The organism is Streptomyces spiralis (assembly GCF_014654675.1).
In the GTDB taxonomy this organism is placed as follows: Bacteria; Actinomycetota; Actinomycetes; order Streptomycetales; family Streptomycetaceae; genus Streptomyces; species Streptomyces spiralis.
Genome location: NZ_BNBC01000006.1, coordinates 46,188 through 68,172, shown reverse-complemented (window position 1 = coordinate 68,172; position 21,985 = coordinate 46,188). Strand labels below are relative to the sequence as shown.

Annotated in this window: 19 protein-coding genes; 16 read left to right on the top strand and 3 right to left on the bottom strand. The window is 72.8% G+C overall.

Annotation, left to right across the window (positions count from 1 at the left end; genetic code table 11):
• Positions 1-91: 91 nt before the first annotated feature.
• The 13 genes from fbaA to IE318_RS08730 all read left to right on the top strand — a co-directional run bounded on the left by fbaA (position 92) and on the right by IE318_RS08730 (position 14,714).
• Positions 92-1,123: a class II fructose-bisphosphate aldolase gene (fbaA, locus tag IE318_RS08790; RefSeq protein WP_189898313.1), complete on the top strand. Its 1,032-nt coding sequence runs from the start codon at positions 92-94 to the stop codon at positions 1,121-1,123.
• A gap of 137 nt (positions 1,124-1,260) precedes the next feature.
• Complete coding sequence (locus tag IE318_RS08785) at positions 1,261-2,763, top strand: MFS transporter (RefSeq protein ID WP_189898311.1); 1,503 nt, start codon at positions 1,261-1,263, stop codon at positions 2,761-2,763.
• A gap of 57 nt (positions 2,764-2,820) precedes the next feature.
• On the top strand, positions 2,821-3,234 hold the full coding sequence (locus IE318_RS08780) for a DUF3151 domain-containing protein (RefSeq protein ID WP_030182530.1): 414 nt from the start codon (positions 2,821-2,823) through the stop codon (positions 3,232-3,234).
• 254 nt (positions 3,235-3,488) lie between these two features.
• Complete coding sequence (locus IE318_RS08775) at positions 3,489-4,346, top strand: tryptophan 2,3-dioxygenase family protein (RefSeq protein WP_189898309.1); 858 nt, start codon at positions 3,489-3,491, stop codon at positions 4,344-4,346.
• A complete protein-coding gene (gene kynU, locus IE318_RS08770) occupies positions 4,339-5,529 on the top strand; it encodes a kynureninase (protein ID WP_030182534.1) in 1,191 nt (396 codons plus the stop codon). The genes IE318_RS08775 and kynU overlap by 8 nt, the downstream gene beginning before the upstream one ends.
• Positions 5,530-5,703: 174 nt before the next feature.
• On the top strand, positions 5,704-6,585 hold the full coding sequence (locus tag IE318_RS08765; RefSeq protein ID WP_189898307.1) for an alpha/beta hydrolase: 882 nt from the start codon (positions 5,704-5,706) through the stop codon (positions 6,583-6,585).
• A gap of 149 nt (positions 6,586-6,734) precedes the next feature.
• Entirely contained in the window at positions 6,735-7,862 is a 1,128-nt protein-coding gene (locus tag IE318_RS08760) for an alpha/beta hydrolase (RefSeq protein ID WP_229903408.1), read from the top strand.
• Positions 7,855-9,060, top strand: a complete 1,206-nt coding sequence (locus tag IE318_RS08755; protein WP_229903407.1) for an acyltransferase family protein — start codon at positions 7,855-7,857, stop codon at positions 9,058-9,060. The genes IE318_RS08760 and IE318_RS08755 overlap by 8 nt, the downstream gene beginning before the upstream one ends.
• Positions 9,060-10,550, top strand: a complete 1,491-nt coding sequence (locus tag IE318_RS08750; RefSeq protein ID WP_189898637.1) for a sensor histidine kinase — start codon at positions 9,060-9,062, stop codon at positions 10,548-10,550. The genes IE318_RS08755 and IE318_RS08750 overlap by 1 nt, the downstream gene beginning before the upstream one ends.
• Positions 10,547-11,221, top strand: coding sequence for a response regulator (locus tag IE318_RS08745; RefSeq protein ID WP_189898304.1), 675 nt, complete (start codon positions 10,547-10,549; stop codon positions 11,219-11,221). The genes IE318_RS08750 and IE318_RS08745 overlap by 4 nt, the downstream gene beginning before the upstream one ends.
• A 141-nt stretch (positions 11,222-11,362) precedes the next feature.
• Positions 11,363-12,709 carry a sensor histidine kinase gene (locus tag IE318_RS08740; protein WP_189898302.1) on the top strand — a complete coding sequence of 449 codons (1,347 nt, stop codon included), beginning with the start codon at positions 11,363-11,365 and terminating at the stop codon, positions 12,707-12,709.
• Positions 12,706-13,371, top strand: a complete 666-nt coding sequence (locus tag IE318_RS08735) for a response regulator (protein WP_030182556.1) — start codon at positions 12,706-12,708, stop codon at positions 13,369-13,371. The genes IE318_RS08740 and IE318_RS08735 overlap by 4 nt, the downstream gene beginning before the upstream one ends.
• A 104-nt stretch (positions 13,372-13,475) precedes the next feature.
• Positions 13,476-14,714, top strand: coding sequence for a cytochrome P450 (locus IE318_RS08730; protein ID WP_189898300.1), 1,239 nt, complete (start codon positions 13,476-13,478; stop codon positions 14,712-14,714).
• 22 nt (positions 14,715-14,736) lie between these two features.
• Here IE318_RS08730 and IE318_RS08725 read toward each other — a convergent pair whose 3' ends face one another.
• Complete coding sequence (locus IE318_RS08725) at positions 14,737-16,338, bottom strand: ABC transporter permease (RefSeq protein ID WP_189898298.1); 1,602 nt, start codon at positions 16,336-16,338, stop codon at positions 14,737-14,739.
• Positions 16,335-17,237, bottom strand: a complete 903-nt coding sequence (locus tag IE318_RS08720) for an ABC transporter ATP-binding protein (RefSeq protein WP_189898296.1) — start codon at positions 17,235-17,237, stop codon at positions 16,335-16,337. The genes IE318_RS08725 and IE318_RS08720 overlap by 4 nt, the downstream gene beginning before the upstream one ends.
• A 92-nt stretch (positions 17,238-17,329) precedes the next feature.
• Here IE318_RS08720 and IE318_RS08715 point away from each other — a divergent pair, with 92 nt between their 5' ends.
• Positions 17,330-17,827, top strand: coding sequence for a GbsR/MarR family transcriptional regulator (locus IE318_RS08715; RefSeq protein WP_030182561.1), 498 nt, complete (start codon positions 17,330-17,332; stop codon positions 17,825-17,827).
• Positions 17,828-18,259: 432 nt separating this feature from the next.
• On the opposite strand, the gene IE318_RS08710 is transcribed toward IE318_RS08715, so the two are convergent.
• Positions 18,260-19,132 carry a diacylglycerol kinase family protein gene (locus tag IE318_RS08710; protein WP_189898294.1) on the bottom strand — a complete coding sequence of 291 codons (873 nt, stop codon included), beginning with the start codon at positions 19,130-19,132 and terminating at the stop codon, positions 18,260-18,262.
• A gap of 196 nt (positions 19,133-19,328) precedes the next feature.
• Here IE318_RS08710 and IE318_RS08705 point away from each other — a divergent pair, with 196 nt between their 5' ends.
• Both IE318_RS08705 and IE318_RS08700 read left to right on the top strand, forming a co-directional pair.
• On the top strand, positions 19,329-20,612 hold the full coding sequence (locus IE318_RS08705; RefSeq protein WP_030182566.1) for an adenylosuccinate synthase: 1,284 nt from the start codon (positions 19,329-19,331) through the stop codon (positions 20,610-20,612).
• Between the two features lie 219 nt (positions 20,613-20,831).
• Positions 20,832-21,938, top strand: coding sequence for a hypothetical protein (locus IE318_RS08700; protein WP_189898292.1), 1,107 nt, complete (start codon positions 20,832-20,834; stop codon positions 21,936-21,938).
• The last annotated feature ends 47 nt before the right edge of the window (positions 21,939-21,985 follow it).

Here is a 21,985-nt window from a genome sequence, read left to right as displayed (position 1 = left end):
GTCTGCGAAGATGGGGCCGACGATGACGTCACTCCCTAGGTCAGGGCCGTAAACACGCAGAACGCACCCCGCACATACAAGGAGCGGACAGATGCCCATCGCAACCCCCGAGGTCTACAACGAGATGCTCGACCGGGCGAAGGCAGGCAAGTTCGCCTACCCGGCCATCAACGTGACGTCCTCCCAGACCCTGAACGCGGCGCTGCGCGGGTTCGCGGAGGCGGAGAGCGACGGCATCGTCCAGATCTCCACCGGTGGTGCCGAGTTCCTCGGCGGCCAGTACAGCAAGGACATGGTCACGGGTGCCGTGGCCCTGGCCGAGTACGCGCACGTGCTCGCCGAGAAGTACCCGGTCAACATCGCGCTGCACACGGACCACTGCCCGAAGGACAAGCTCGACGGGTACGTACGTCCGCTGCTCGCGGTCTCCGAGGAGCGCGTGAAGGCCGGCCGCAACCCGCTGTTCCAGTCCCACATGTGGGACGGCTCGGCGGAGACCCTCGCCGACAACCTCGCCATCGCGCAGGAGCTGCTGGTCCGCACCGCCGCCGCCAAGATCATCCTTGAGGTCGAGATCACCCCGACCGGTGGCGAGGAGGACGGCGTCACCCACGAGATCAACGACAAGCTGTACACCACGGTCGACGACGCCATCCGCACCGCCGAGGCCCTGGGCCTGGGCGACAAGGGCCGCTACCTGCTGGCCGCGTCCTTCGGCAACGTCCACGGCGTGTACAAGCCGGGCAACGTCGTGCTCCGCCCCGACCTGCTGAAGGAGCTCAACGAGGGTGTCGCGGCGAAGTTCGGCCGCCCGACCGACAGCAAGCCGTTCGACTTCGTCTTCCACGGCGGCTCCGGCTCCACGGAGGAGGAGATCCGCACCGCGCTGGAGAACGGCGTGGTGAAGATGAACATCGACACCGACACCCAGTACGCCTTCACGCGTCCGGTGGCCGACCACATGTTCAAGAACTACGACGGCGTCCTGAAGGTCGACGGCGAGGTCGGCTCCAAGAAGACCTACGACCCGCGCACCTGGGGCAAGCTGGCCGAGGCGTCCATGGCGGCCCGCGTCGTCGAGGCCTGCGGCAACCTGCGCTCGACGGGCACGAAGATCAAGTAACCGCCTGTCTCCGGCTGTCTTCAGCTGTCTCCGGCTGTCCTCAGCCGTCTTCGCCTGACCGTGACGGACCCGGTGCGCCGAGCACCGGGTCCGTCGCTCGTCTGGCCCGCCGGCGCCGGACGCGGGATGATCCACCCATGCCCGACATCCGGCTGTCGTCCGCACAGGGCAAGTGGATCCTGTTGACCACCGTGCTCGGCTCCAGCATGGCGATGCTGGACTCGACCGTCGTCAACGTCGCCCTGCCCCGCATCGGCCACGATCTGAACGCGGACCTCGCCACCCTCCAGTGGACGGTCAACGCGTACATGGTCACCCTGGCGGGCCTGATCCTCCTCGGCGGCTCCCTCGGCGACCTGTACGGCCGCCGCAGGATCTTCGTGATCGGCGTGATCTGGTTCGCCACCGCGTCCCTGCTGTGCGGCCTCGCCCCCGGCTCCACCGTCCTCGTCGCCGCCCGCGCCCTCCAGGGCATCGGCGGCGCCCTGCTCACGCCCGGCTCCCTCGCCCTGATCCAGGCGTCCTTCCACCCCGACGACCGGGGCCGGGCCGTGGGCCTGTGGTCCGGGTTCGGCGGCATCGGCGCGGCGGTCGGCCCCTTCCTCGGCGGCTGGCTGGTGAACGGCCCCGGCTGGCGCTGGGTCTTCCTGCTCAACGTCCCGCTCGCCCTGGTCTGTGTCCCCGTCGCCCTGCGGCACGTCCCCGAGTCGACCGGTGGCGTCCCCCTGGCCGAGCCCGGCGGAGCCGGCGGAACGGCCGGGAAGGTCCGCGCTCACCGCCGCTTCGACGTACTGGGCGCCGCCCTCGGCGCCGTCTCCCTCGCTCTGGTGACGTACGCCCTGATCGAGGCCCGCAGCGGCTCCCTCGCCGTCGCCCTGACCGCGACCGCCGGAGTGGCCGCCGCCGTCGCCTTCGTCTACGTCGAGAAGCGGGTACCGGACCCGATGATGCCGCTCGGCATCTTCGCCTCCCGCCAGTTCACCGCGGTCAACCTGGTCACCCTGTGCGTCTACGCGGCCTTCGGCGGCTTCTTCTTCCTCACCACGCTCCAGCTCCAGGTCGTGGCCGGCTACTCACCGCTGCGGGCGGGCACCGCCCTGCTGCCCACGACCCTCCTCATGCTGCTGTTCTCGGCCCGCTCGGGGGCCCTCGCCGACCGGATCGGCCCACGCATCCCGCTCACCGTCGGCCCGCTGCTGTGCGCGGTCGCGATGCTGCTGATGCTGCGTGTCGGCAAGGACGCGGACTACGTCACCGACGTCCTGCCGGCCCTGCTGGTCATGGGCGCCGGCATGGTCATCCTGGTGGCCCCGCTGACCGCCACCGTCCTCGCCTCGGTCGACACCTCCCGGGCGGGCCTGGCCAGCGGCATCAACAACGCGGCGGCCCGCGCGGCCGGGCTGATCGCGGTGGCCGCGCTGCCGCTGCTGGCCGGGATGGGCCCGGAGGCGTACCGCTCGGCGGACGCCTTCGACGCCGCGTTCCGGCGGGCCATGCCGATCATCGCGGCGGTGCTGGTGGCCGGGTCGATCATCGCCTTCGCGACCGTGCGCCGCCCCGGCCCCGAGTGCCGCCATCCCGAGTGCCGCACCCACGGTCTCGTGACGACCCCGCCGCTGGAACCGGACCAGCGGGCCTGAGCCGAGGCGCTGCCGGGTGGGCGCACTCCGCCGGGAGGGATGCAGCAGACTGAACCCATGAGTATTCACGAGAACCTCCTCGGCGGCCCGCCTCCCACCCACCTGCCCGACGACCCGGAGCCCCGCGAGCTCCTCGCGCAGGGCACCTCGCCCGCCGACGTCGCCGCGCGGTACCCGGCGTCCTCGCTGGCCTGGGCGCAGCTGGCCGACGACGCGTTCGAGCGGGGCGCGGCGGTGGAGTCGTACGCGTACGCCCGTACCGGCTACCACCGCGGTCTGGACGCCCTGCGGCGCAACGGGTGGAAGGGCCACGGCCCGATCCCCTGGGAGCACGAGCCCAACCGCGGCTTCCTGCGCGCCCTGCACGCCCTCGCCCGCGCCGCCCAGGCGATCGGCGAGCAGGAGGAGTACGCGCGCTGCTCGCAGTTCCTGAAGGACTCCTCCGAGACGGCCGCCCAGACGCTGGGCTGAGCCGTACGCGGAGACACGCGGGGACGTACGCGGCCCGCGCCGCCCGTGGCCCGGCCCGCCTGTGTGGCCCGCCCACCCGTGTGGCCTGACCGGCCCGTGTGGCCCGGCCCGCCTGTCCGACCTGGCCCGCCTGTGTGATCAGGCGGGCCTTGCGATCTCCGTGGGTGTTGCGCAGGATTCGGGTGGGGACCGGGGCCCCCGTGCCGGCATCGGCAGGGGCGGACCGCTACCCGGAGTACATGCAGGAGACAGCGATGTCCCACCAGGCTCACCCGACCCCTCGGCCCGACGAGGCCGCTGAGCCCGAGACCCCGCATCTCGACTTCGAGGGCACGACGCCGTACGAGGACTACGTCAAGGCGGACGTGCTCACCCACCTCCAGCACACCCTCTCCGACGATCCCGGAGAGATGGTCTTCCTGGTCACCACCCAGGTCATGGAGCTGTGGTTCACCGTCATCGTCCACGAATGGGAGACCGCGGCCGGCGCCCTGCGCGCCGACGACGTGCCGTCGGCGATCGCCGCGCTGAAGCGGTCCGTACGCGAACTGGAGGCGCTGAACGCCTCCTGGAAGCCGCTCGGACAGCTCACCCCGGCCCAGTTCAACAGCTACCGCGGCGCCCTCGGGGAGGGTTCCGGCTTCCAGTCGGCGATGTACCGCCGCATGGAGTTCCTGCTCGGCGAGAAGTCGGCGTCGATGCTCGTCCCGCACCGGGGCGCGCCCCGCGCCCACGCCGAACTGGAGAAGGCGCTGCACGAGCCGAGCCTCTACGACGAGGTGCTGCGGCTGCTGGCCCGGCGCGGGCACGCGATCCCGGACGCCGTACTGCACCGTGACGTGTCGCTGCGCTACGAGCCCTCCGAGCAGGTGGAGGCCGTCTGGACGCAGCTCTACTCCGGCGCCGAACAGGACGAACTCGCCCGTCTCGGTGAGGCGTTGACGGACGTGGCGGAGCTGGTGTGGCGCTGGCGCAACGACCACCTGGTCGCCACCCGCCGAGCGATGGGCGCCAAGCAGGGTACGGGCGGCTCCGCCGGGGTGGCCTGGCTGGAGAAGCGGGCGCAGAAGAACGTGTTCCCCGAGCTGTGGACGGCGAGGTCCCATGTCTGAACTGGCGCTGCGTGCGGAGAAGCTGGACGCCGCCGACGAACTGGCGCCGGTGCGCTCGCGGTTCGTGCTGGACGACGTGGTGTACCTGGACGGCAACTCGCTCGGCGCGTTGCCCGCGAACGTCCCCGGCCGGGTCGCCGACGTGGTCCGCCGTGAGTGGGGCGAGCTGCGCATCCGCTCCTGGGAGGAGAGCGGCTGGTGGACGGCGCCCGAGCGGATCGGCGACACGATCGCCCCGCTGGTCGGCGCGGCGCCGGGCCAGATCGTGGTGGGCGACTCCACCAGTGTCAACGTCTTCAAGGCACTCGTGGGTGCCGTGCGGCTCGCGGGCGAGGGCCGGGACGAGATCCTGGTGGACGCGACGACGTTCCCCACGGACGGGTACATCGCCGAGTCGGCGGCCCGGATGACGGGGTGCGCGCTGCGACCGGTGACCCCGGCCGAGGTGCCGGACGCGGTGAGCGACCGCACGGCGGCGGTGCTGCTCAACCACGCCGACTACCGCACCGGCCGGCTGCACGACCTGCCGTCGCTCACGGCGGCGGTGCGGGCGGCGGGCGCCGTGTCGGTCTGGGACCTGTGCCATACGGCGGGCGCGCTGCCGGTGGGGCTGGACGAGCACGGCGTCGACCTCGCGGTGGGCTGCACCTACAAGTACCTCAACGGCGGCCCGGGTTCACCGGCGTACCTCTACGTCCGCCGCGGTCTCCAGGACCGCTTCGACTCCCCGCTTCCTGGCTGGAACTCGCACGTGGAGCCCTTCGGGATGCGCCCGTCCTACGAACCGGCGGCGGGCGCGCTCCGCGGCCGGGTCGGCACCCCGGACATCCTCTCCATGCTCGCCCTGGAGGCGGCGCTGGAGGTCTGGGAGGGCGTGACGGTGGCGGCGGTCCGCGCCAAGTCCCTCGCCCTGACGGACTTCTTCCTCGAGTGCGTCGGGGCGTACGTCCCGGAGGGCCTGGTCGAGTCCCTGACCCCGCAGGCGCACGCGGAACGCGGCAGTCAGGTGGCGCTGCGCTGCCCGAACGCCGGGGGTGTGATGAAGGAGCTGATCCGGCGGGGTGTGGTCGGGGACTTCCGCCACCCCGACGTGCTCCGGTTCGGCTTCACCCCGCTGTACGTGGGCTTCGCGGACGCGGAGAGGGCGGCGCGGGTGCTGGGGGAGGTGCTGGAACCGGCGTGACGGCGTGACGGCGTGACGGCACGAAGGGCTGACGGCGTGAAGGCGTGACGGCGTGCGGGGTGCCGCCGCGGCAGCGGCACCCCCACGGCCGAACACCCATGTCACCGTCCTGATACCGTCACCGCCATCTCACCTGGTCCGCCGAACACTGTTACGTCGCTGAGAGGTTGGAGCATGCCGGACGACGCCGCCGCCGCAGCCAGAGCCGCCGCCGAAGAGGAGTCCGCCTTCTCGCACGCACCCGTGGACCCCGACGGCACCGCCGCGTACGGCGACCACCCCGACCAGGTGATCGACTTCTACGCCCCGCGCACCACGGAACCCGGCCCGTCCCCCCTGGTCGTCGTCCTGCACGGCGGGGCCTGGCGGGCACCGTACGACCGCCGGCACATCACCCCCTTCGCGGCCTTCCTCGCCCGCCGGGGCTTCGCCGTGGCCAACGTCGAGTACCGGCGTGGCGGCGCCGCCCCGGACGGCGAGGGGGAGGCCGCGGTCGCGGGCCGCTGGCCGGAGACGTTCGACGACGTGGCGGCCGCGCTGGACGCCCTGCCCGCGCTCGTGGGGGAGGTGCTGCCGCAGGCCGACGCGCGGCGCACGGTGATCACCGGCCACTCCGCGGGCGGCCACCTGGCCCTGTGGGCGGCGGCCCGGCACGTCCTGCCCGCCGACGCGCCCTGGCGCACCGACCGGCCCGCGCCGCTGCGGGGCGTGGTGGCCCTCGCCCCGGTCGCGGACTTCGCGGTCGCCGGGAAGCTGAACGTGTGCGGTGGTGCGGCACTGCAACTGCTGGGCGGGGTCGAGGAGTTCGACGTACGGCGGCCGTATGCCGACCCGGCGCTGCTGCTGCCGACGGGTATCGCGACGACGCTGGTGCAGGGGCGTGCGGACGTGGACGTGCCGCAGGCGGTGGCGGAGTCGTACACGGAGGCGGCGGCCAAGGCCGGCGAGGTGGTCGGGCTGACCCTGCTGGAGGACGTCGGCCACTTCCCCCTGATCGACCCGGCGGCGGACGCGTGCGCGGTGGTGGTGGAGGAGATCGCGCAGCTGGCGTGGTGAGCCGTCCAACCCCTGGGTGTCAGACCCGTAGTACCTGAGAGCTACGGCTCGGAACAGCTCTCGGGCGGGACGCGGACGACGCGGCCGGATCCGTAGTTTCCCCTCTGGACGAGCCCGACGGGCGGGCGGACCGGAGGGGGAGACGAGCCATGGGGCGGCCTGGGCGGACGAGCGTCGTCGAGCAGGAGCGAGAGCGGGAGCAGGGGGAAGAGCAGGGTCAGGAGCGGGAGCGGGATCAGGAGCCGGCAGCGCGGGAGCGTGGGGACGGTTCCGCGGACCGCGCTCCTGCTCGTGCCCCGGGTTCCGCTCGACGGTGGCGCCGGGGGCTGCGCGCCCTCCGCGCCCTCCTGGCGGCGCTTGTCGCCGCCGCCGTGGTGGTGCCGTTGTCGGCCGCGGCCCGCCCCCGGATCCCCGCCCCGGCCCCGGCCGTCCTCGCCGCCCCGACGCGGGCCGGCCTGGACGCGGCCTACACGGCCAACCGCGCGAACGCCGAGCAGGCGGCCCGCATGGCCGCGGCGCACGGGGACGCGCACCGCGCCGCCGTGGACCGGGAGCTGGCGGCCCCCTCGCATCGGCTGCTCTCCTTCGACGGCCGGGGCTCGGGGCGTGCCGTGGAGGTGATCGGCGACCTGGCGCACGCGGACCGCGTGGCGGTCCTCGTCCCCGGCTCGGACACCTCGCTGGACACCTACGACCGCTTCCGGGCGGGCGTGTCGGCGCTCTCCCGCGAGCTGACCCGCGGCGCCCCCGCCGCGACGCGCACGGCGGTCGTCGCCTGGCTCGGCTACGAGACGCCGGGCACGATCAGCACCACGGTGCTCACCACGGGCCGCGCCGAGCAGGCCGCCCCGCACCTGCGGCAGTTCATCCATGACCTGCGGGGCGTGACGGGCCGGGGGCCACGCATCACGCTGGTGTGTCACTCCTACGGCTCGGTGGTGTGCGGACGAGCCGCCGCCGGCCTGGACGTGAACGACATCGCCCTCGTCGGCAGCCCGGGCACCGGCGCCGGCTCCGTGCGGGCACTGCACACCCGGGCCCGGGTCTGGGCGGCCCGCGGCGCCGACGACTGGATAGCGCACGTGCCGCACGTGCAGGCGGATCTCTTCGGTACGACCGTCGGCTTCGGCACCGACCCCATGGCCCCGGCCTTCGGCGCCCGTACCTTCCCGGCCGGACGAGGCGGTCACAGCGCCTACTTCACCCCCGGCTCCCCGTCCCTGACCAACCTGTCCCGGATCGTCCTGGGCGCGACGAAGGAGCTGTCAGGTGACTGACGTGCCGACCCGTGTGCGAGCCGCGGTCCGGCTCATCGACGCCGGCACTCCCCCGCACCGGGACCGGGCCGTGGACGCGCTGCGGGCGCTGGCGATCCTCGGCGTGGTGCTGGGCCACTGGCTGGTCACCGCGCTGGTCGCGGACACCGGCGGCGGAACGCACCCGGCGCTGCACACCGCCAGTCCTCTCCAGCACATGCCCTGGCTGGCCCCCATCTCCTGGGTCTTCCAGACCCTCGCCGTGTTCTTCCTGGTCGGCGGGCACGTGGCGACACGGGGCTACGTCTCGGCCCGCGCCCGCGGCACCGGCTACCCGCAATGGCTCCGCGCCCGTCTGTCCCGTCTGTTCAAACCGGTCGCCGCCGTCCTGACCCTGTGGACGGCCGCCGCGGTCGCCCTCCTGCTGACCGGCGCGGACCCGGGCACGGTCCGCACCCTCGTCAAGCTGGCCCTGTCCCCCATGTGGTTCCTCCTGGTCTTCGCCGTGCTGACGGCGGCGACCCCGCTGCTGACCCGGCTCAACCCGCTGTGGCCCCTGGTGGTCGTTCTGCATGTGGACCTCCTCCGTTTCGGCCTCGGCGCGCCCGGCTGGCTCGGCTGGCTGAACCTGCCCGCCGGCTGGCTCGTGCCGTACACCCTCGGCGCGGCCTGGACCCGTGGCGAACTCCAGCGCCGCCGCGCCGGCTGGCTCCTGCTGACCGGCGGGGCGGCGGCGACCGCGGCCCTCGTCGCCTGGGCGGGCTACCCGGCGTCGATGGTCGGCGTCCCGGGCGCCACGGTCTCCAACCTCGACCCGCCGACCCTGGCCGCCGTCACCTTCGGGCTGGCCCAGTGCGGCCTGGCACTGCTGGTGCGCGAGCGGCTGGGCCGTGCGATGCGGCGTCCGCTCGCCTGGGCGGCCGTGGCGCTGGTCAACCTCTCCGCCATGACGATCTTCCTGTGGCACCAGACGGCGCTGATGGCGACCACGGCCACGGGCCTGCTCGCGGGCCGCCTCCCCGGCCTGCACACCCTCCCCGACGGCCTGGGCTGGGTGGCGGCCCGGCTCGCCTGGCTCCCGGTGTTCGCCCTGGCCCTGGCCGTGTGCTGGGCGGCGTTCCGCGGATTCGAGCAGGCCGGCGGCCGGCGCCGTTCCCTTGTGGTGCGGTCCCGTCGCCCCGGGACGGCTCACACGTCCGGCCCTAGGGTGGACGTGTGATGCGAAGGGGGAACGCCGTCCGGCGAGGGCTACGGGTGTTGCGTGACGACCTGTGGACCGCAGGGGCCGATCCGCTGCCTCCCTCGGTGTGGCTGCGCTGGCTGCCGCACGGGATCGTGTGCGTGGCCGCGCTCGGCGTCCTGATCGGTGCTGCGGCGCAACTCCAGGACAACGGCCATGTGGGCCCCGGGACCGCATTCCTGGTCGCGGTCGGCCAGAGCGGCGCGATGGTGCTGGCCCTGTGGCGGCCCATTCCGGCGTGGTGGCTGTCGATGGCGGCCATGGTGCTGGGAGCGATCGCGGTCCACGGCCCGCTGTTGTCCGGGCGGGCGAAGGACTTCCAGTGGCCGTGGACCGCCGCCGGGATCGTCGCCCACCTGTTCGTCCTGCTGTTGCTCTCCCTGCGGGTCCCCACCCGCGTCGCCGCGGAGGCGCTGGGGCTGACCGTGCTGGTCAGCTACGTCCTCCAGGGCCTGTGGGGCGCGGCGAACTACGCGTCCACCGGCGTGCTCGCCGTGGTTCTGTCCGCGGTCGTGGTGGTGCTGGGCACCGCCCTGCGCGGCCGCCGTGTGGCCCGCGCTGAACTGTTGCAGCAGACCACGCTCACCGCCGAGGAACGGGCCCGCCGCACGCTGCTGGAGGAACGCAGCCGCATCGCCCGCGAGCTGCACGACGTGGTCGCCCACCACATGTCGGTCATCTCCATCCAGGCGCAAGTGGCCCCGCACCTGACGGAGGACCCCTCCGAGGAGCTGAAGGAGAACCTCGCCGGCATCCGGCAGAACGCCCTGGAGGCACTGGCCGAACTGAGACGGGTGCTCGGCGTGCTGCGCTCGGAGAACCCCGAGGACCCCTACGGCCTCGGCGAGTCCGGCGGCCGGGCCGCGCCGCAGGCGCCGCAGCCCACCCTCGACCGCCTGGACGCCCTCGTCGAGAACACCCGCACCGCCGGCCTCACGGTCGCCCTGGACGTCGAGGACACCCGGCGGGAGGTCCAGCCCTATCCGCCCGGCGTGGAGCTGTCGGCGTACCGCATCGTCCAGGAGGCGCTCAGCAACGCCCTGCGGCACGCCCCGGGCTCGGCGGTCCGTGTGGAGGTCACCCATGTCCCCGACGGCCTGTTCCTGAGCGTGGTCAACTCCCGTCCGCGGCACCCCGTGCCGCCCTCCCCGGGCGCCGGGCACGGGCTGCTCGGCATGCGCGAGCGGGCGGCGATGCTGGGCGGTCACGTCACCGCCGCCAGGACGCTGCACGGCGGTTTCGCGGTGTCGGCCTTCCTGCCCCGCGACGGCACCGCCCCGCCCACCACCCGGTCCGGCACGCGCGGACTGCCCGTTCTGCACACCGACTTCACCGCCCTGGAGAACGCACCCGTCGTCGACGTCGAACCACCCGACGTGCCCGGGGCCCCCGAGGATTCGCCGGGCCCGCCGGCCCTCGGCCCGCGCGTTCCCGGTCCACCCCATCCGACAGGAGAAGACCACCCATGACGAGCGGCAGCATCCGCGTACTCATCGCCGACGACCAGCAGATGGTCCGGCAGGGCTTCACCGTGCTGCTCAACACCCAGCCGGACATCGAGGTGGTCGGCCAGGCCGTGCACGGTCTGGACGCCGTCGCCAAGGTCGCCGAACTCACCCCGGACGTCGTCCTGATGGACATCCGCATGCCCGAGCTCAGCGGCATCGAGGCCACCCGCCGCGTCACCACCGAGACGCCCGGCACCAGGGTCCTGGTGCTCACCACCTTCGACCTCGACGAGTACGTGTACGACGCGCTGTGCGCCGGAGCCTCCGGCTTTCTGCTGAAGGACGCCTCCGCCGACCAGCTGGCGGAGGCCGTGCGGGTGGTCGCGGCCGGCGACGCCCTGCTGGCGCCGGCGATCACCCGCAAGCTGATCGCAGAGTTCTCCCGGATGAACGACAGACCCCGCGCCCCGCTGAAGGAGCGGGTCGGCGACCTCACCGAGCGCGAGACGGAGGTGCTGACGCTGATCGCGCACGGCCTGTCGAACGCGGAGATCGCCGAGCACCTCGTCGTCGCCGAGCAGACCGTGAAGACGCACGTGGGCCGCATCCTGGTGAAGCTGGGCCTGAGAGACCGCACCCAGGCGGCGGTGTTCGCCTACGAGTCGGGACTGGTGCGTCCCTCCGGGTACTGAGCGAGAGGCGGATGCGGGCCGCGGGCGGACGCGGACAGAGGCGGGCCGGCCCGGGCGTACTCGTAGTACCTGAGAGGGAGACCGAAGGACCCCTCTCACTGGGGACGACCGAGACACCCTCCGGCGCCTACCGTTTTCACCGTGACCGAGACGACCCACACGCAGACGACGCCGGACGGCGCGGTCCCCCCGTACGAGGGGCGCAGCCCCGAGTACCGGCTGGCCGTGAACGCGCTGCGCGGGCTGCGGCAGGACCTGTTCCACGACGCCTTCGCCTACCGCCCTCTGCACCGCAGGGGTGTCGACGGCCCCCTGGCCGGGCGGCTGCCCGGCCGCACCCGGGAGTACGCGGCCTGGGCACCGCACCTGCTGGTCGCGGTGGCCGGCGTGCTGGCCATGTTCGCCGCCTGGACCAGCTCCTACGACGACGTGTGGGCACCGGTGACCGCCCTGCTGGCCCTGGCGCCGGTGCTCCTCACCCTGGTCCGCCCGGTCGGGGCGTTCTGGCTGTCCCTGGCGGCGAGCGCCGTCACGTCGATGGCCGCCGGCACCTTCGGCGACTGGCCGTGGCAGCCCGGCAGCTTCCTCTCGCACCTGACGGTGCTCACGGTCGTGGCGATACGCACCCGGCCGCGCACGGCGGGATGGATGTGGGTGCTCACCGCCCTGTACGCCTTCGTCGTCGAGTCCGTGTTCGGCTACCACTTCAGCAACAACTCGGCGCCCATGCTGGTCGTGTCCGCCCTGGCCCTGCTGGCCGTCACCGTCTGGCACATACGCCGGGAGGCCGAGCAGACGGTGACCGCCCAGCAGACCGTGACCGCTCACGAGCGTTCGCGCCGCACTCTGCTGGAGGAGCGCACCACGATCGCCCGCGAGCTGCATGACGTCGTGGCGCACCACATGTCCGTGGTCGCCATCCAGGCCGAGGCGGCGCCCTACCGGGTCCAGGACCCTCCGCCGGAGCTGGAGAAGGCCTTCGCCACGATCCGGGAGAACGCGGTGGCGGCCCTCACCGAGCTGCGCCGCGTCCTCGGAGTCGTCCGAGCGGAGGACTACGAGGCCCCGGAGGCCCCGCAGCCCACCCTCGCCGACCTCGACGCGCTGCTGGCCAACGTCCGGGAGGCCGGCCTGGGGGTGGAGAAGGTGGTGACCGGTGCGGTGCGGGAGCTCCCGCAGGGCGTGGAGCTGTCGGCGTACCGGATCGTCCAGGAGGCCCTGAGCAACAGCCTGAGACACGCACCCGGCGCGAGCGCCCGGGTCGAGATCGGCTATGTGCTCGGCGGTCTGGGCCTGCGCATAGTCAACGGTCCGCCGCCCGAGCCGTCCCGGATCCAGCCCTCGCCCGGGGCGGGGCACGGCATCACCGGCATGCGGGAGCGGGTCTCCATGCTGAACGGCGAGATGACGGCCGGCCCGGCGGACGACGGGGGGTACGAGGTGTCGGTGTTCCTGCCGGTCCAGACGGCGATCGAGGGCGAGGCATGACCATCCGCGTCCTGATCGCGGACGACCAGATGATGGTGCGCGAGGGCTTCTCGGTCCTGCTGAACGCGATGCCGGACATCGAGGTCGTCGGCGAGGCGGTCAACGGGCGCCAGGCGGTGGACCGGGTCCGCGAACTCGCCCCGGACGTCGTCCTGATGGACATCCGCATGCCCGAGCTGAACGGCATCGAGGCGACGAGGGAGATCGTGGCCGCCGACGGGGCGGCGAAGGTGCTGGTGCTCACCACCTTCGACCTGGACGAGTACGTCTACCAGGCCCTGCGCGCGGGTGCCTCCGGCTTCCTGCTGAAGGACGCCTCGGCGCGCCAACTGGCCGAGGGCGTACGGGTGGTGGCGTCCGGCGAGGCGCTTCTCGCGCCCTCGGTGACCAAGCGGCTGATCACGGAGTTCTCGAAGCTGTCCGAGGCCCCACGGATCATGCCGTCCGCGCGGGCGGCGTACGGCGATCTGACCGAGCGGGAGACGGAGGTGCTGGTGCTCATCGCGCAGGGCCTGTCCAACGCGGAGATAGCCGAGCGCCTGGTGGTGGCCGAGTCGACGATCAAGACCCACGTCAGCCGGGTCCTGGTGAAGCTGGGCCTGAGGGACCGGACACAGGCGGCGGTGTTCGCCTACGAGGCGAGACTGGTGACGCCGGGATAGGGCCCGGGGGAGAGGGACACACCTGGTCAGAGGCGCCCCTGGTCGGAATCCCCTGGTCACGGGACCCCTGGTCAGGCCGGGGGATGCCGGGCTAGCGTCCGTGCATGGCCGCTCCCTCCGCTTCCTCCGCTCCTTCCGGTCTCCCGTTCCACCCCTGGGACCCGGCGTTCGTCGCCGACCCCTACCCCGCCTACGCCGAACTGCGCGCCCGGGGCCGCGTGCTCTACTACGAGCCGAGCGACCAGTGGCTCGTGCCGCACCACGCGGACGTGTCGGCGCTGCTGCGGGACCGCCGGCTGGGCCGGACCTACCAGCACCGGTTCACGCACGAGGACTTCGGCCGTACGCCGCCCCCGCCGGAGCACGAGCCGTTCCATGTCCTCAACGACCACGGGATGCTCGACCTGGAGCCGCCGGACCACACTCGTATCCGGCGCCTGGTGTCGAAGGCGTTCACCCCGCGGACGGTGGAGCGTCTGAAGCCCTACGTCCACCGGCTGGCGAAGGATCTGGTCACCGCGCTGGTGGAGGCGGGCGGCGGTGATCTGCTGACGGACGTCGCCGAACCGCTGCCCGTCGCCGTGATCGCGGAGATGCTGGGCATCCCCGAGTCGGACCGCTCGCAGTTGCGGCCCTGGTCGGCGGACATCTGCGGGATGTACGAGCTCAACCCGTCCGAGGAGACGGCGAGAAGGGCGGTGCGGGCCTCGGTGGAGTTCTCGGACTACCTCCGGGAGCTGATCGCGGCCCGCCGCCGGGAGCCGGGCGATGACCTGATCTCCGGGCTGATCGCCGCCCATGACGAGGGCGATCGGCTCACGGAGCAGGAGATGATCTCCACGGCAGTGCTGCTCCTCAACGCCGGTCACGAGGCCACGGTGAACGCGACGGTCAACGGCTGGTGGGCGCTGTTCCGCAACCCGGACCAGCTGGCCGCCCTGCGCGCGGACCACTCCCTGATCCCGTCCGCCGTCGAGGAGCTGATGCGCTACGACACTCCGCTCCAGCTCTTCGAGCGGTGGGTGCTGGACGAGATCGAGATCGACGACACCACGATCCCGCGGGGCGCGGAGATCGCCATGCTGTTCGGTTCGGCCAACCACGACCCCGAGGTCTTCACCGATCCCGGGCGGCTGGACCTGACGCGGCGGGACAACCCGCACATCTCCTTCAGTGCGGGCATCCACTACTGCATCGGCGCCCCGCTGGCGCGGATCGAGCTGGCGGCCTCCATGGCGGCCCTGCTGGAGCGGGCCCCGGCCCTCACCCTGGCGGCCGAGCCGGAGCGGAAGCCGAACTTCGTGATCCGGGGGCTGAAGGGGCTGAGCGTGGCGGTGGGCTGACAGCAGGGCCGGCTCAGGGAGGTCAGGTCGTCATGTCCCGCCGTCGCAGCCCCGCCAGTCCCGCCGTCACCAGGGCGACCGCGATCACGGTCAGTACCGCCACCGGTCCCCAAGCCATCTCCGCGCCGGGCAGCTTCGGGAGGTGGCCGAAGGGAGAGATGTCCAGGACCGGCTGCGGCACGTTCAGGGCCGGGCCGACCCAGCCCAGCAGCAGCACGGCGCCGGCCACTCCCCACGCCGCCGTCGCGCCCCGCGGGAGGACGCCGTACAGCAGGACGGCGATGCCTCCGATCACCCAGATCGCGGGGACCTGGACCAGGCAGGCACCGAGGATCGGGCCGATCTGCCTGCCGTAGCCGACGGCGAAGCCGAGGCCGGCGAGGAACATGATCCACACCGAGCCGCCGAAGGCGATGGCGAGATGGCCGGCGGCCCAGCGAAGACGGCCGACCGCGTTCGCGAGGAGGGGTTCGGCCCGGCCGGAGGACTCCTCGCCGTACAGCCGCAGCACCGAGGCCACGACGTACAGCGCGGCGATCAGCCCGAGCATCCCCACCATCGAGGCGAGGAAGGCGTCCGTCAGCCCCGACCGGCCGCCCATCCGCTGGAAGATCTCACGGGCGCTGTCGTTGTCGCGAACCAGGTCGGCCGCCCCGTCCGTCAACCCGCCGTAGACGATCCCCGCCACGAAGAAGCCGATGCTCCAGCCGAGGACGCCGCCGCGCTGGAGCCGCCAGGCCAGCGCGGCGGCGGTGCCGAGACGGCCGGCGGCCGGTCCGGGCCGGGTGGGCAGGAAGCTCATGCCCACGTCCCTGCGGCCCGCCAGCGCGTACGCCAGCACGCCCTGCACCGCCGTCGCCGCCGCGAACAGCAGCAGCACCCACCACCGTTCGCCGGCGAAGGACCGCTGGTTCTCCACCCAGCCCAGCGGCGACAGCCAGGTCAGCACCGAGGAGCCGTCGTCGGTGGCCGAGTCGCCCGCCGCGCGCAGCACGAAGGCCGCTCCCAGCACCGCCGCCGTCAGGCCGCGGGCCAGACGCGCGCTCTCGGTCAGCTGGGCGACGATCGCCGCCATCGTGGCGAAGACCATGCCGGCCCCGGCGAGGCCGAGCCCGAAGGACAGGGCGCCCGATCCCCCCTGACCGGCCAGGCCCGCGGTGACCAGCAGGGCCAGCACGGTGTTCGCCACGGCCGCCGCCAGCAGCGCCGCCGTGAGGGAGGCGCGGCGGCCGACCATGCCCGAGGCCACCAGTTCCTGGCGGCCGCTCTCCTCCTCGTCCCGGGTATGCCGCACGACGACCAGCAGGCTCGTCACCGCGGCGAGCGCGGCGGCGAACACGCCCACCCGCCAGGCGGTCAGCGCGCCGATCGAGGTGTCGAAGACCGGGCCGATCAGGGCGCGGAAGGAGGCGTTGGTCTCCATCTGGCGCACCAGGTCGGCGCGTTCGGCCGCGGTGCCGTACAGGCCCTTCAGGGTGTTCGGCATGGAGAGCACCATGAGTGCGTTCACTGCGATCCAGACCGGGATCATCACCCGGTCGCGGCGCAGGGCGAAGCGCAACAGGGTGCCGGTGCCCGCGAGTTGACGGGAGCCGCGCGGTGCGGCGGTCGCGAGAGCAGTCATCGGGACACCTCGTCGAGCTCGTCCTGGTAGTGCCGCAGGAACAACTCCTCGAGCGTCGGGGGTGTCGATGTCAGCGAGCGGACGCCCGACTCGCTCAACTGCCGCAGCACGGCGTCCAGTTTGTCGGTGTCCACCTGGAGGCGGACGCGGCGGCCCTGCACGTCGAGGTCGTGCACGCCGGGCAGGTGGGCCAGGCCGTTCGGCGGGCCCGCGAGTTCGGCGGTGACGCTGGTGCGGGTGAGGTGGCGCAGGTCGGCCAGCGAACCGCTCTCGACGGTGCGGCCCTTGCGGATGATGCTCACCCGGTCGCACAGCTCCTCCACCTCGCTGAGGATGTGGGAGGAGAGCAGGACGGTGCGGCCGCGGTCGCGTTCCTCGGTCACGCAGCGCTGGAAGACCTCCTCCATCAGCGGGTCGAGGCCCGAGGTGGGCTCGTCCAGGATGAGCAGGTCGACGTCGGAGGCGAAGGCGGCGACCAGGGCCACCTTCTGCCGGTTGCCCTTGGAGTAGGTCCGGCCCTTCTTCGTCGGGTCCAGTTCGAACCGTTCGATCAGCTCGGCGCGGCGCCGCTGGTCGAGGCCTCCGCGCAGCCGGCCGTACAGGTCGATGACCTCGCCGCCGGAGAGGTTGCGCCACAGGGTGACGTCGCCGGGGACGTACGCGATCCGGCGGTGCACCTCGACCGCGTCGCTCCAGGGGTCCCGGCCCAGCACCTGGGCGGCGCCCGAGTCGGCGCGCAGCAGTCCGAGCAGGACCCGGATGGTGGTGGACTTCCCGGCGCCGTTGGGGCCGAGGAAGCCGTGGACCTCGCCCCGCTCCACGTCCAGGTCGAGTCCGTCCAGCGCGTGGGTGGCGCCGAACGCCTTGTGGAGGCCGGAGACGGTGATTGCCTTCGTCATGCTTCGGAAGCTACGCTACTTTCAGAAATTTGTGAAGTTAAGGAAGCGTATAAACTCGGGAGCGCGTCGGGACGAGGGGAGAGGATGCGGGCATGACGGACGAGAAGGCGCCGGAGCGTGACCCGGAGGCGGTGTCGAAGTTCGTGGAGAGCTTCGCGGCCCAACTGGTCGAGGCCGGGCTGCAGCGGATGCCGGCCCGCGTCTTCGCCGCACTGCTCTCCTCCGACACGGGCACGCTCACCTCGAGCGAACTGAGCGAGCAGTTGAAGATCAGCCCGGCCGCGGTCTCCGGCGCGGTGCGGTACCTGGCGCAGGTCCACATGGTCTCGCGCGAGCGGGAGCCCGGCTCACGCCGCGAGCGCTACCGGGTCCACGCCGGCCAGTGGTACGAGGCGCTCACCAACCGCGAGGCGGTCATCAAGCGCTGGGAGCACGCCCTGCGCGAGGGCGTCGACAGCCTCGGCGCCGACACCCCCGCCGGGCGGCGGCTGGCCGAGACGCTGGCCTTCTTCGAGTTCATCGACGGTGAGGTCATCGCGATGATGGAGCGCTGGCGGGTGCGCCGGGAGGAGCTCTTCGGGGCTTCATGATCGCGCTCTGGCAGCGCGGACGACCGCCCTGGCAGTGCGGCCGACCTGCCCGCGCAGTGCGGCCGACCTGACTGCGCAGCGCGGCCGACCCGGCCTGGCAGTGCGGTGGGCCTGCCCTGGCGGCGCGACCCCGGCCTGGCAGTGCGGTGGGCCTGCCCTGGCAGTGCGGTGGGCCTGCCTGGCGGCGCGGTGGGCCTGCCTGGCGGCGCGGCCGATCCGTCCTGGTGGCGCGGCCGACCCGGCCGGCAACGTGGCCGACCGCCCCGGCAGCGCGGTTGACCTGCCTCCGCAGCGTGGCCGACCCGTCCTGGCGGCGCGGCGGACCCGTGCCGGCGGCGCGGCCGACCCACCCCGACGGCGAGGCCGCCCCGTCCCGACGGCGCGGCCGACCGTCCCGGTAGCGTGGCAGCCCCCGCCCTGAAGGGTTCCGGTTCAGGCCGGCGGTACTGGTACCACCAGCCCCCAGGCCCCCTCCCGTACCGCCCACGTCCGGGTTCGCACCGGCCCGGACACCACCGCGTCCGCCCGGTACCGGAAGTGGGCCCCCGAGACGGTCACCGTGCGTCCCTCGGCCCGTACCGGGGATCCTGCGGCGCCCACGGAGAGCGGCAGTACCTCCACCTCGGCCACTCCGGCGGCCCCCGGCACCACCGACACCGCCTCCACGGGCTGGTCGAGGTCCACCACCAGTTCCCCGTCGACCTCCACCCGGAGCCGGGAGGGTTCGGGGCCGGCGTCGAACGCCGTCCGGGGCGGGCGGGTCACCAGGGTGCGTACGAGCGACTGGCAGGTCCGCAGCCAGGGGTGGCCCGGCGCGGAGGGCACCTCGGCGGTCAGTGCCGTCGAGCCCGCAGGCACCTCGTGCGGGGCCAGCGGCGGGATGCGCAGCGCCCCCAGCACCACCCCGTCGCTGTCGTCGACGAGCAGGTCCAGGCGCCGTACGACCCCGTCGAGCACGGCCCGCGCCGCCGCCACCGGCCCCGCGGGCACACCCAGCGAACGGGCCAGGGACATGACATCTCCGACCGGTACGACCGACAGCTCGCACGCGGCCAGCTCCCGCTGCCGGTGCAGCAGGGACACCGCCCGCAGCAGCGCCCGGTCGTCACCGACCACCACCGGCCGCCGCGAGCCGCGCCGCGCCAGTGCCCGGGCGAACTCCTCCGGCCCGTCCGGCAGACACACCTTCGTGGCCGCACCCGCGCTGAGCACGTCTTTCGCGATCCGCACGGACTCCCCGTCCGTCCGCCGGGCGACCGGGTCGATGACCACCAGCAGCTGATCGGACGTCGCGAAGGTTGCCACCTCGGTCCTGCCTCGCTTCCTCGGGTAGCATCTTTGTGCAAGAGCCCCTTGCGCTATTGCGCCAGGGGCTTCGTCTATTCCGGGGCATCCGGTCCGACGGTTTGTGCGGCCAACGACGGTCGCGCGGTGTACGCGGCGGTGAACCCGCGTACGCCCCTGACCTTGGACATGCCCCGCCCGGAAGGGGTGTACGCGCGTGCCCGCACTTGTGCTGCTCGGTGCTCAGTGGGGTGACGAGGGCAAGGGAAAGGCCACCGACCTGCTCGGCGGCTCCGTGGACTATGTGGTGCGTTACCAGGGCGGCAACAACGCCGGCCACACGGTCGTCGTCGGCGACCAGAAGTATGCACTGCACCTCCTCCCTTCCGGAATCCTGTCGCCCGGTTGTACGCCTGTCATCGGCAACGGCGTCGTCGTCGACCCGTCGGTCCTGCTCTCCGAGCTGAGCGGTCTGAACGAGCGCGGCGTTGACACGTCGAAGCTCCTGATCAGCGGAAACGCTCACGTCATCACGCCGTACAACGTCACCGTCGACAAGGTGACGGAACGCTTCCTCGGCAAGCGCAAGATCGGCACCACCGGACGCGGCATCGGCCCGACCTACGCGGACAAGATCAACCGCGTCGGCATCCGCGTGCAGGACCTGTACGACGAGTCGATCCTCACCCAGAAGGTCGAGGCGGCGCTCGACATCAAGAACCAGATCCTGACCAAGCTGTACAACCGGCGCGCGATCGCCGTGGGTCAGGTCGTCGAGGAGCTGCTGGGCTACGCCGAGCAGATCAGGCCGTACGTCGCCGACACGGTCCTGATCCTCAACCAGGCCCTGGAGGAGAACAAGGTCGTCCTGTTCGAGGGCGGCCAGGGCACCCTCCTGGACATCGACCACGGCACGTACCCCTTCGTGACCTCCTCCAACCCGACGGCGGGCGGTGCCTGCACCGGCGCCGGCGTCGGCCCGACGAAGATCAGCCGGGTCATCGGCATCCTGAAGGCCTACACGACCCGAGTCGGCTCGGGCCCGTTCCCGACCGAGCTGTTCGACGAGGACGGCGAGGCGCTGCGCCGGATCGGCGGCGAGCGCGGTGTGACCACCGGCCGTGACCGCCGCTGCGGCTGGTTCGACGCGGTGATCGCCCGCTACGCCACCCGGGTGAACGGCCTCACGGACTTCTTCCTCACCAAGCTCGACGTCCTCACCGGCTGGGAGCAGATCCCGGTCTGCGTGGCCTACGAGATCGACGGCAAGCGGGTCGAGGAGCTTCCGTACTCCCAGACCGACTTCCACCACGCGAAGCCGGTCTACGAGTACCTGCCCGGCTGGCAGGAGAACATCTCGAAGGCCAAGGCGTTCTCCGACCTGCCGAAGAACGCCCAGGCCTACGTCAAGGCCCTGGAGGAGATGTCCGGCGCCCCGATCTCCGCGATCGGCGTCGGTCCGGGCCGCGACGAGACGATCGAGATCAACTCGTTCCTGTAAGCCGGCCCGTGCCGTAAGCCCTTGTCGAGAACGGCGGCCGCCGCCTCGCGCGTCGGCCGCCGTGCGCCCGGTGCCGCCCGCATCTCCCGGATTGCCGGTGTCCGGCAACGGGATCCGGTACCGCTTGCCCGCGTCCACCCCTGTTCGCCCGCGACTGCCCGCCGCACGATGGTCCACGGACAGTGCGGTGAGCCGTCGGGACCGACGGGGGGTGGCTCGATGAAGCCGGTCAGGGCGTCCTGGGGCAGGTGCCTGGCGTACGGGTTGATCAGTGGGACGGCCGCCTTCGTCGTACTGATGCTCGCCGTGGGGCTGCTGCCGGTCGACGACGGCGGCGTCGCCCTTCTCATGTACGCGGCTCTCGTCGTCCCGCCGGCGCTGGTGGCGCGCCGGTTCGGGTCCAAGCCGACGGCGAGACCCAGGAACGGACGGGCACTCAGGTCGGCGTCGGCGCACGCTCGGAAGCCCGAGCCACGGACCGAGCGCGTCTCCCGCCCCAAGCCCGGGCCACGATCGAAGCCCGGGGCACCACCCGCCCCGGAGCGGGGAGCGGACGCCGTCCACGCCGCCGAACAGGCCGTCACCGAGTACGGCGAGCTGCTGACGGGTCACCCCTACACGCCCCGCCCCGCCAACGACCCGGACGACCTGGCGGACTACGCCACGGCCCTGCAGGCGTACGAGGACGCCAAGGCGAGCACCCCCGACCGGGTTCCGGAGATCCTGGAGCGGGGGCGGGCGGCCCTGGAACGGCTGGACGTCGCCGCCCGAGCCGTGGGACACGGCCTCACCTGGATCCACGGTTCCGGGACGACCCGGGTCCGGGTGCACAGGCCCGGGACGGGCGGCCGGGTCCTCCTGGTCTTCGAGGCCGAAGGCCGGGAGCACGGCGCCTACTCGGTGTCCGGCACGGGGTTCGGCCGTGCGACCGAGCTGGTGAAGGGCGCGTGCGGCCCGGACGTCACGCGCGCTCGGGTGCTGGTGCCGCCGCAGCGAGGCGCGGTGATGCTGCTGGAGGTGTCGGCCCCGGGTCCGTGGCGGCTGGCGCTGCGCCCGGCCGGCGAGGCACGGCAGTTGCGCCGGGGCACCCGGCTGACGGGCCGGGGCGTCGAGAGCGTGGTCAAGGCCGCCGGGCTCCGGGCCGTGCGGTTCGAGCACCACGGCGACGGCCCGTACCGCCTTCTCACGGTCACCCGTTCGCTCCACACGGGTCCGGTGCTGGCCGACGGACGCGGCGAGGCGCGGCTGACCGTACCGGTGCCGGACCGCTGCCTGCTGCGCATCGAGACCACCGGCCGCTGGAGCCTGTACGACTCCGGTACCTGAACCTCCGCTCGTCGAGCACCTGATGACCCAGGCTTGACCCGGGCATG

Excerpts from the sequence above, each read along its gene's own strand:
- IE318_RS08700 (WP_189898292.1), top strand. The coding sequence starts at position 20,832 with ATGAAGCCGGTCAGGGCGTCCTGGGGCAGGTGCCTGGCGTACGGGTTG.
- IE318_RS08745 (WP_189898304.1), top strand. The coding sequence starts at position 10,547 with ATGACGAGCGGCAGCATCCGCGTACTCATCGCCGACGACCAGCAGATG.
- IE318_RS08730 (WP_189898300.1), top strand. The coding sequence starts at position 13,476 with ATGGCCGCTCCCTCCGCTTCCTCCGCTCCTTCCGGTCTCCCGTTCCAC.
- kynU (WP_030182534.1), top strand. The coding sequence starts at position 4,339 with ATGTCTGAACTGGCGCTGCGTGCGGAGAAGCTGGACGCCGCCGACGAA.
- IE318_RS08780 (WP_030182530.1), top strand. The coding sequence starts at position 2,821 with ATGAGTATTCACGAGAACCTCCTCGGCGGCCCGCCTCCCACCCACCTG.
- IE318_RS08765 (WP_189898307.1), top strand. The coding sequence starts at position 5,704 with ATGCCGGACGACGCCGCCGCCGCAGCCAGAGCCGCCGCCGAAGAGGAG.
- fbaA (WP_189898313.1), top strand. The coding sequence starts at position 92 with ATGCCCATCGCAACCCCCGAGGTCTACAACGAGATGCTCGACCGGGCG.
- IE318_RS08760 (WP_229903408.1), top strand. The coding sequence starts at position 6,735 with ATGGGGCGGCCTGGGCGGACGAGCGTCGTCGAGCAGGAGCGAGAGCGG.
- IE318_RS08715 (WP_030182561.1), top strand. The coding sequence starts at position 17,330 with ATGACGGACGAGAAGGCGCCGGAGCGTGACCCGGAGGCGGTGTCGAAG.
- IE318_RS08785 (WP_189898311.1), top strand. The coding sequence starts at position 1,261 with ATGCCCGACATCCGGCTGTCGTCCGCACAGGGCAAGTGGATCCTGTTG.
- IE318_RS08735 (WP_030182556.1), top strand. The coding sequence starts at position 12,706 with ATGACCATCCGCGTCCTGATCGCGGACGACCAGATGATGGTGCGCGAG.
- IE318_RS08720 (WP_189898296.1), bottom strand. The coding sequence starts at position 17,237 with ATGACGAAGGCAATCACCGTCTCCGGCCTCCACAAGGCGTTCGGCGCC.
- IE318_RS08725 (WP_189898298.1), bottom strand. The coding sequence starts at position 16,338 with ATGACTGCTCTCGCGACCGCCGCACCGCGCGGCTCCCGTCAACTCGCG.
- IE318_RS08750 (WP_189898637.1), top strand. The coding sequence starts at position 9,060 with ATGCGAAGGGGGAACGCCGTCCGGCGAGGGCTACGGGTGTTGCGTGAC.
- IE318_RS08775 (WP_189898309.1), top strand. The coding sequence starts at position 3,489 with ATGTCCCACCAGGCTCACCCGACCCCTCGGCCCGACGAGGCCGCTGAG.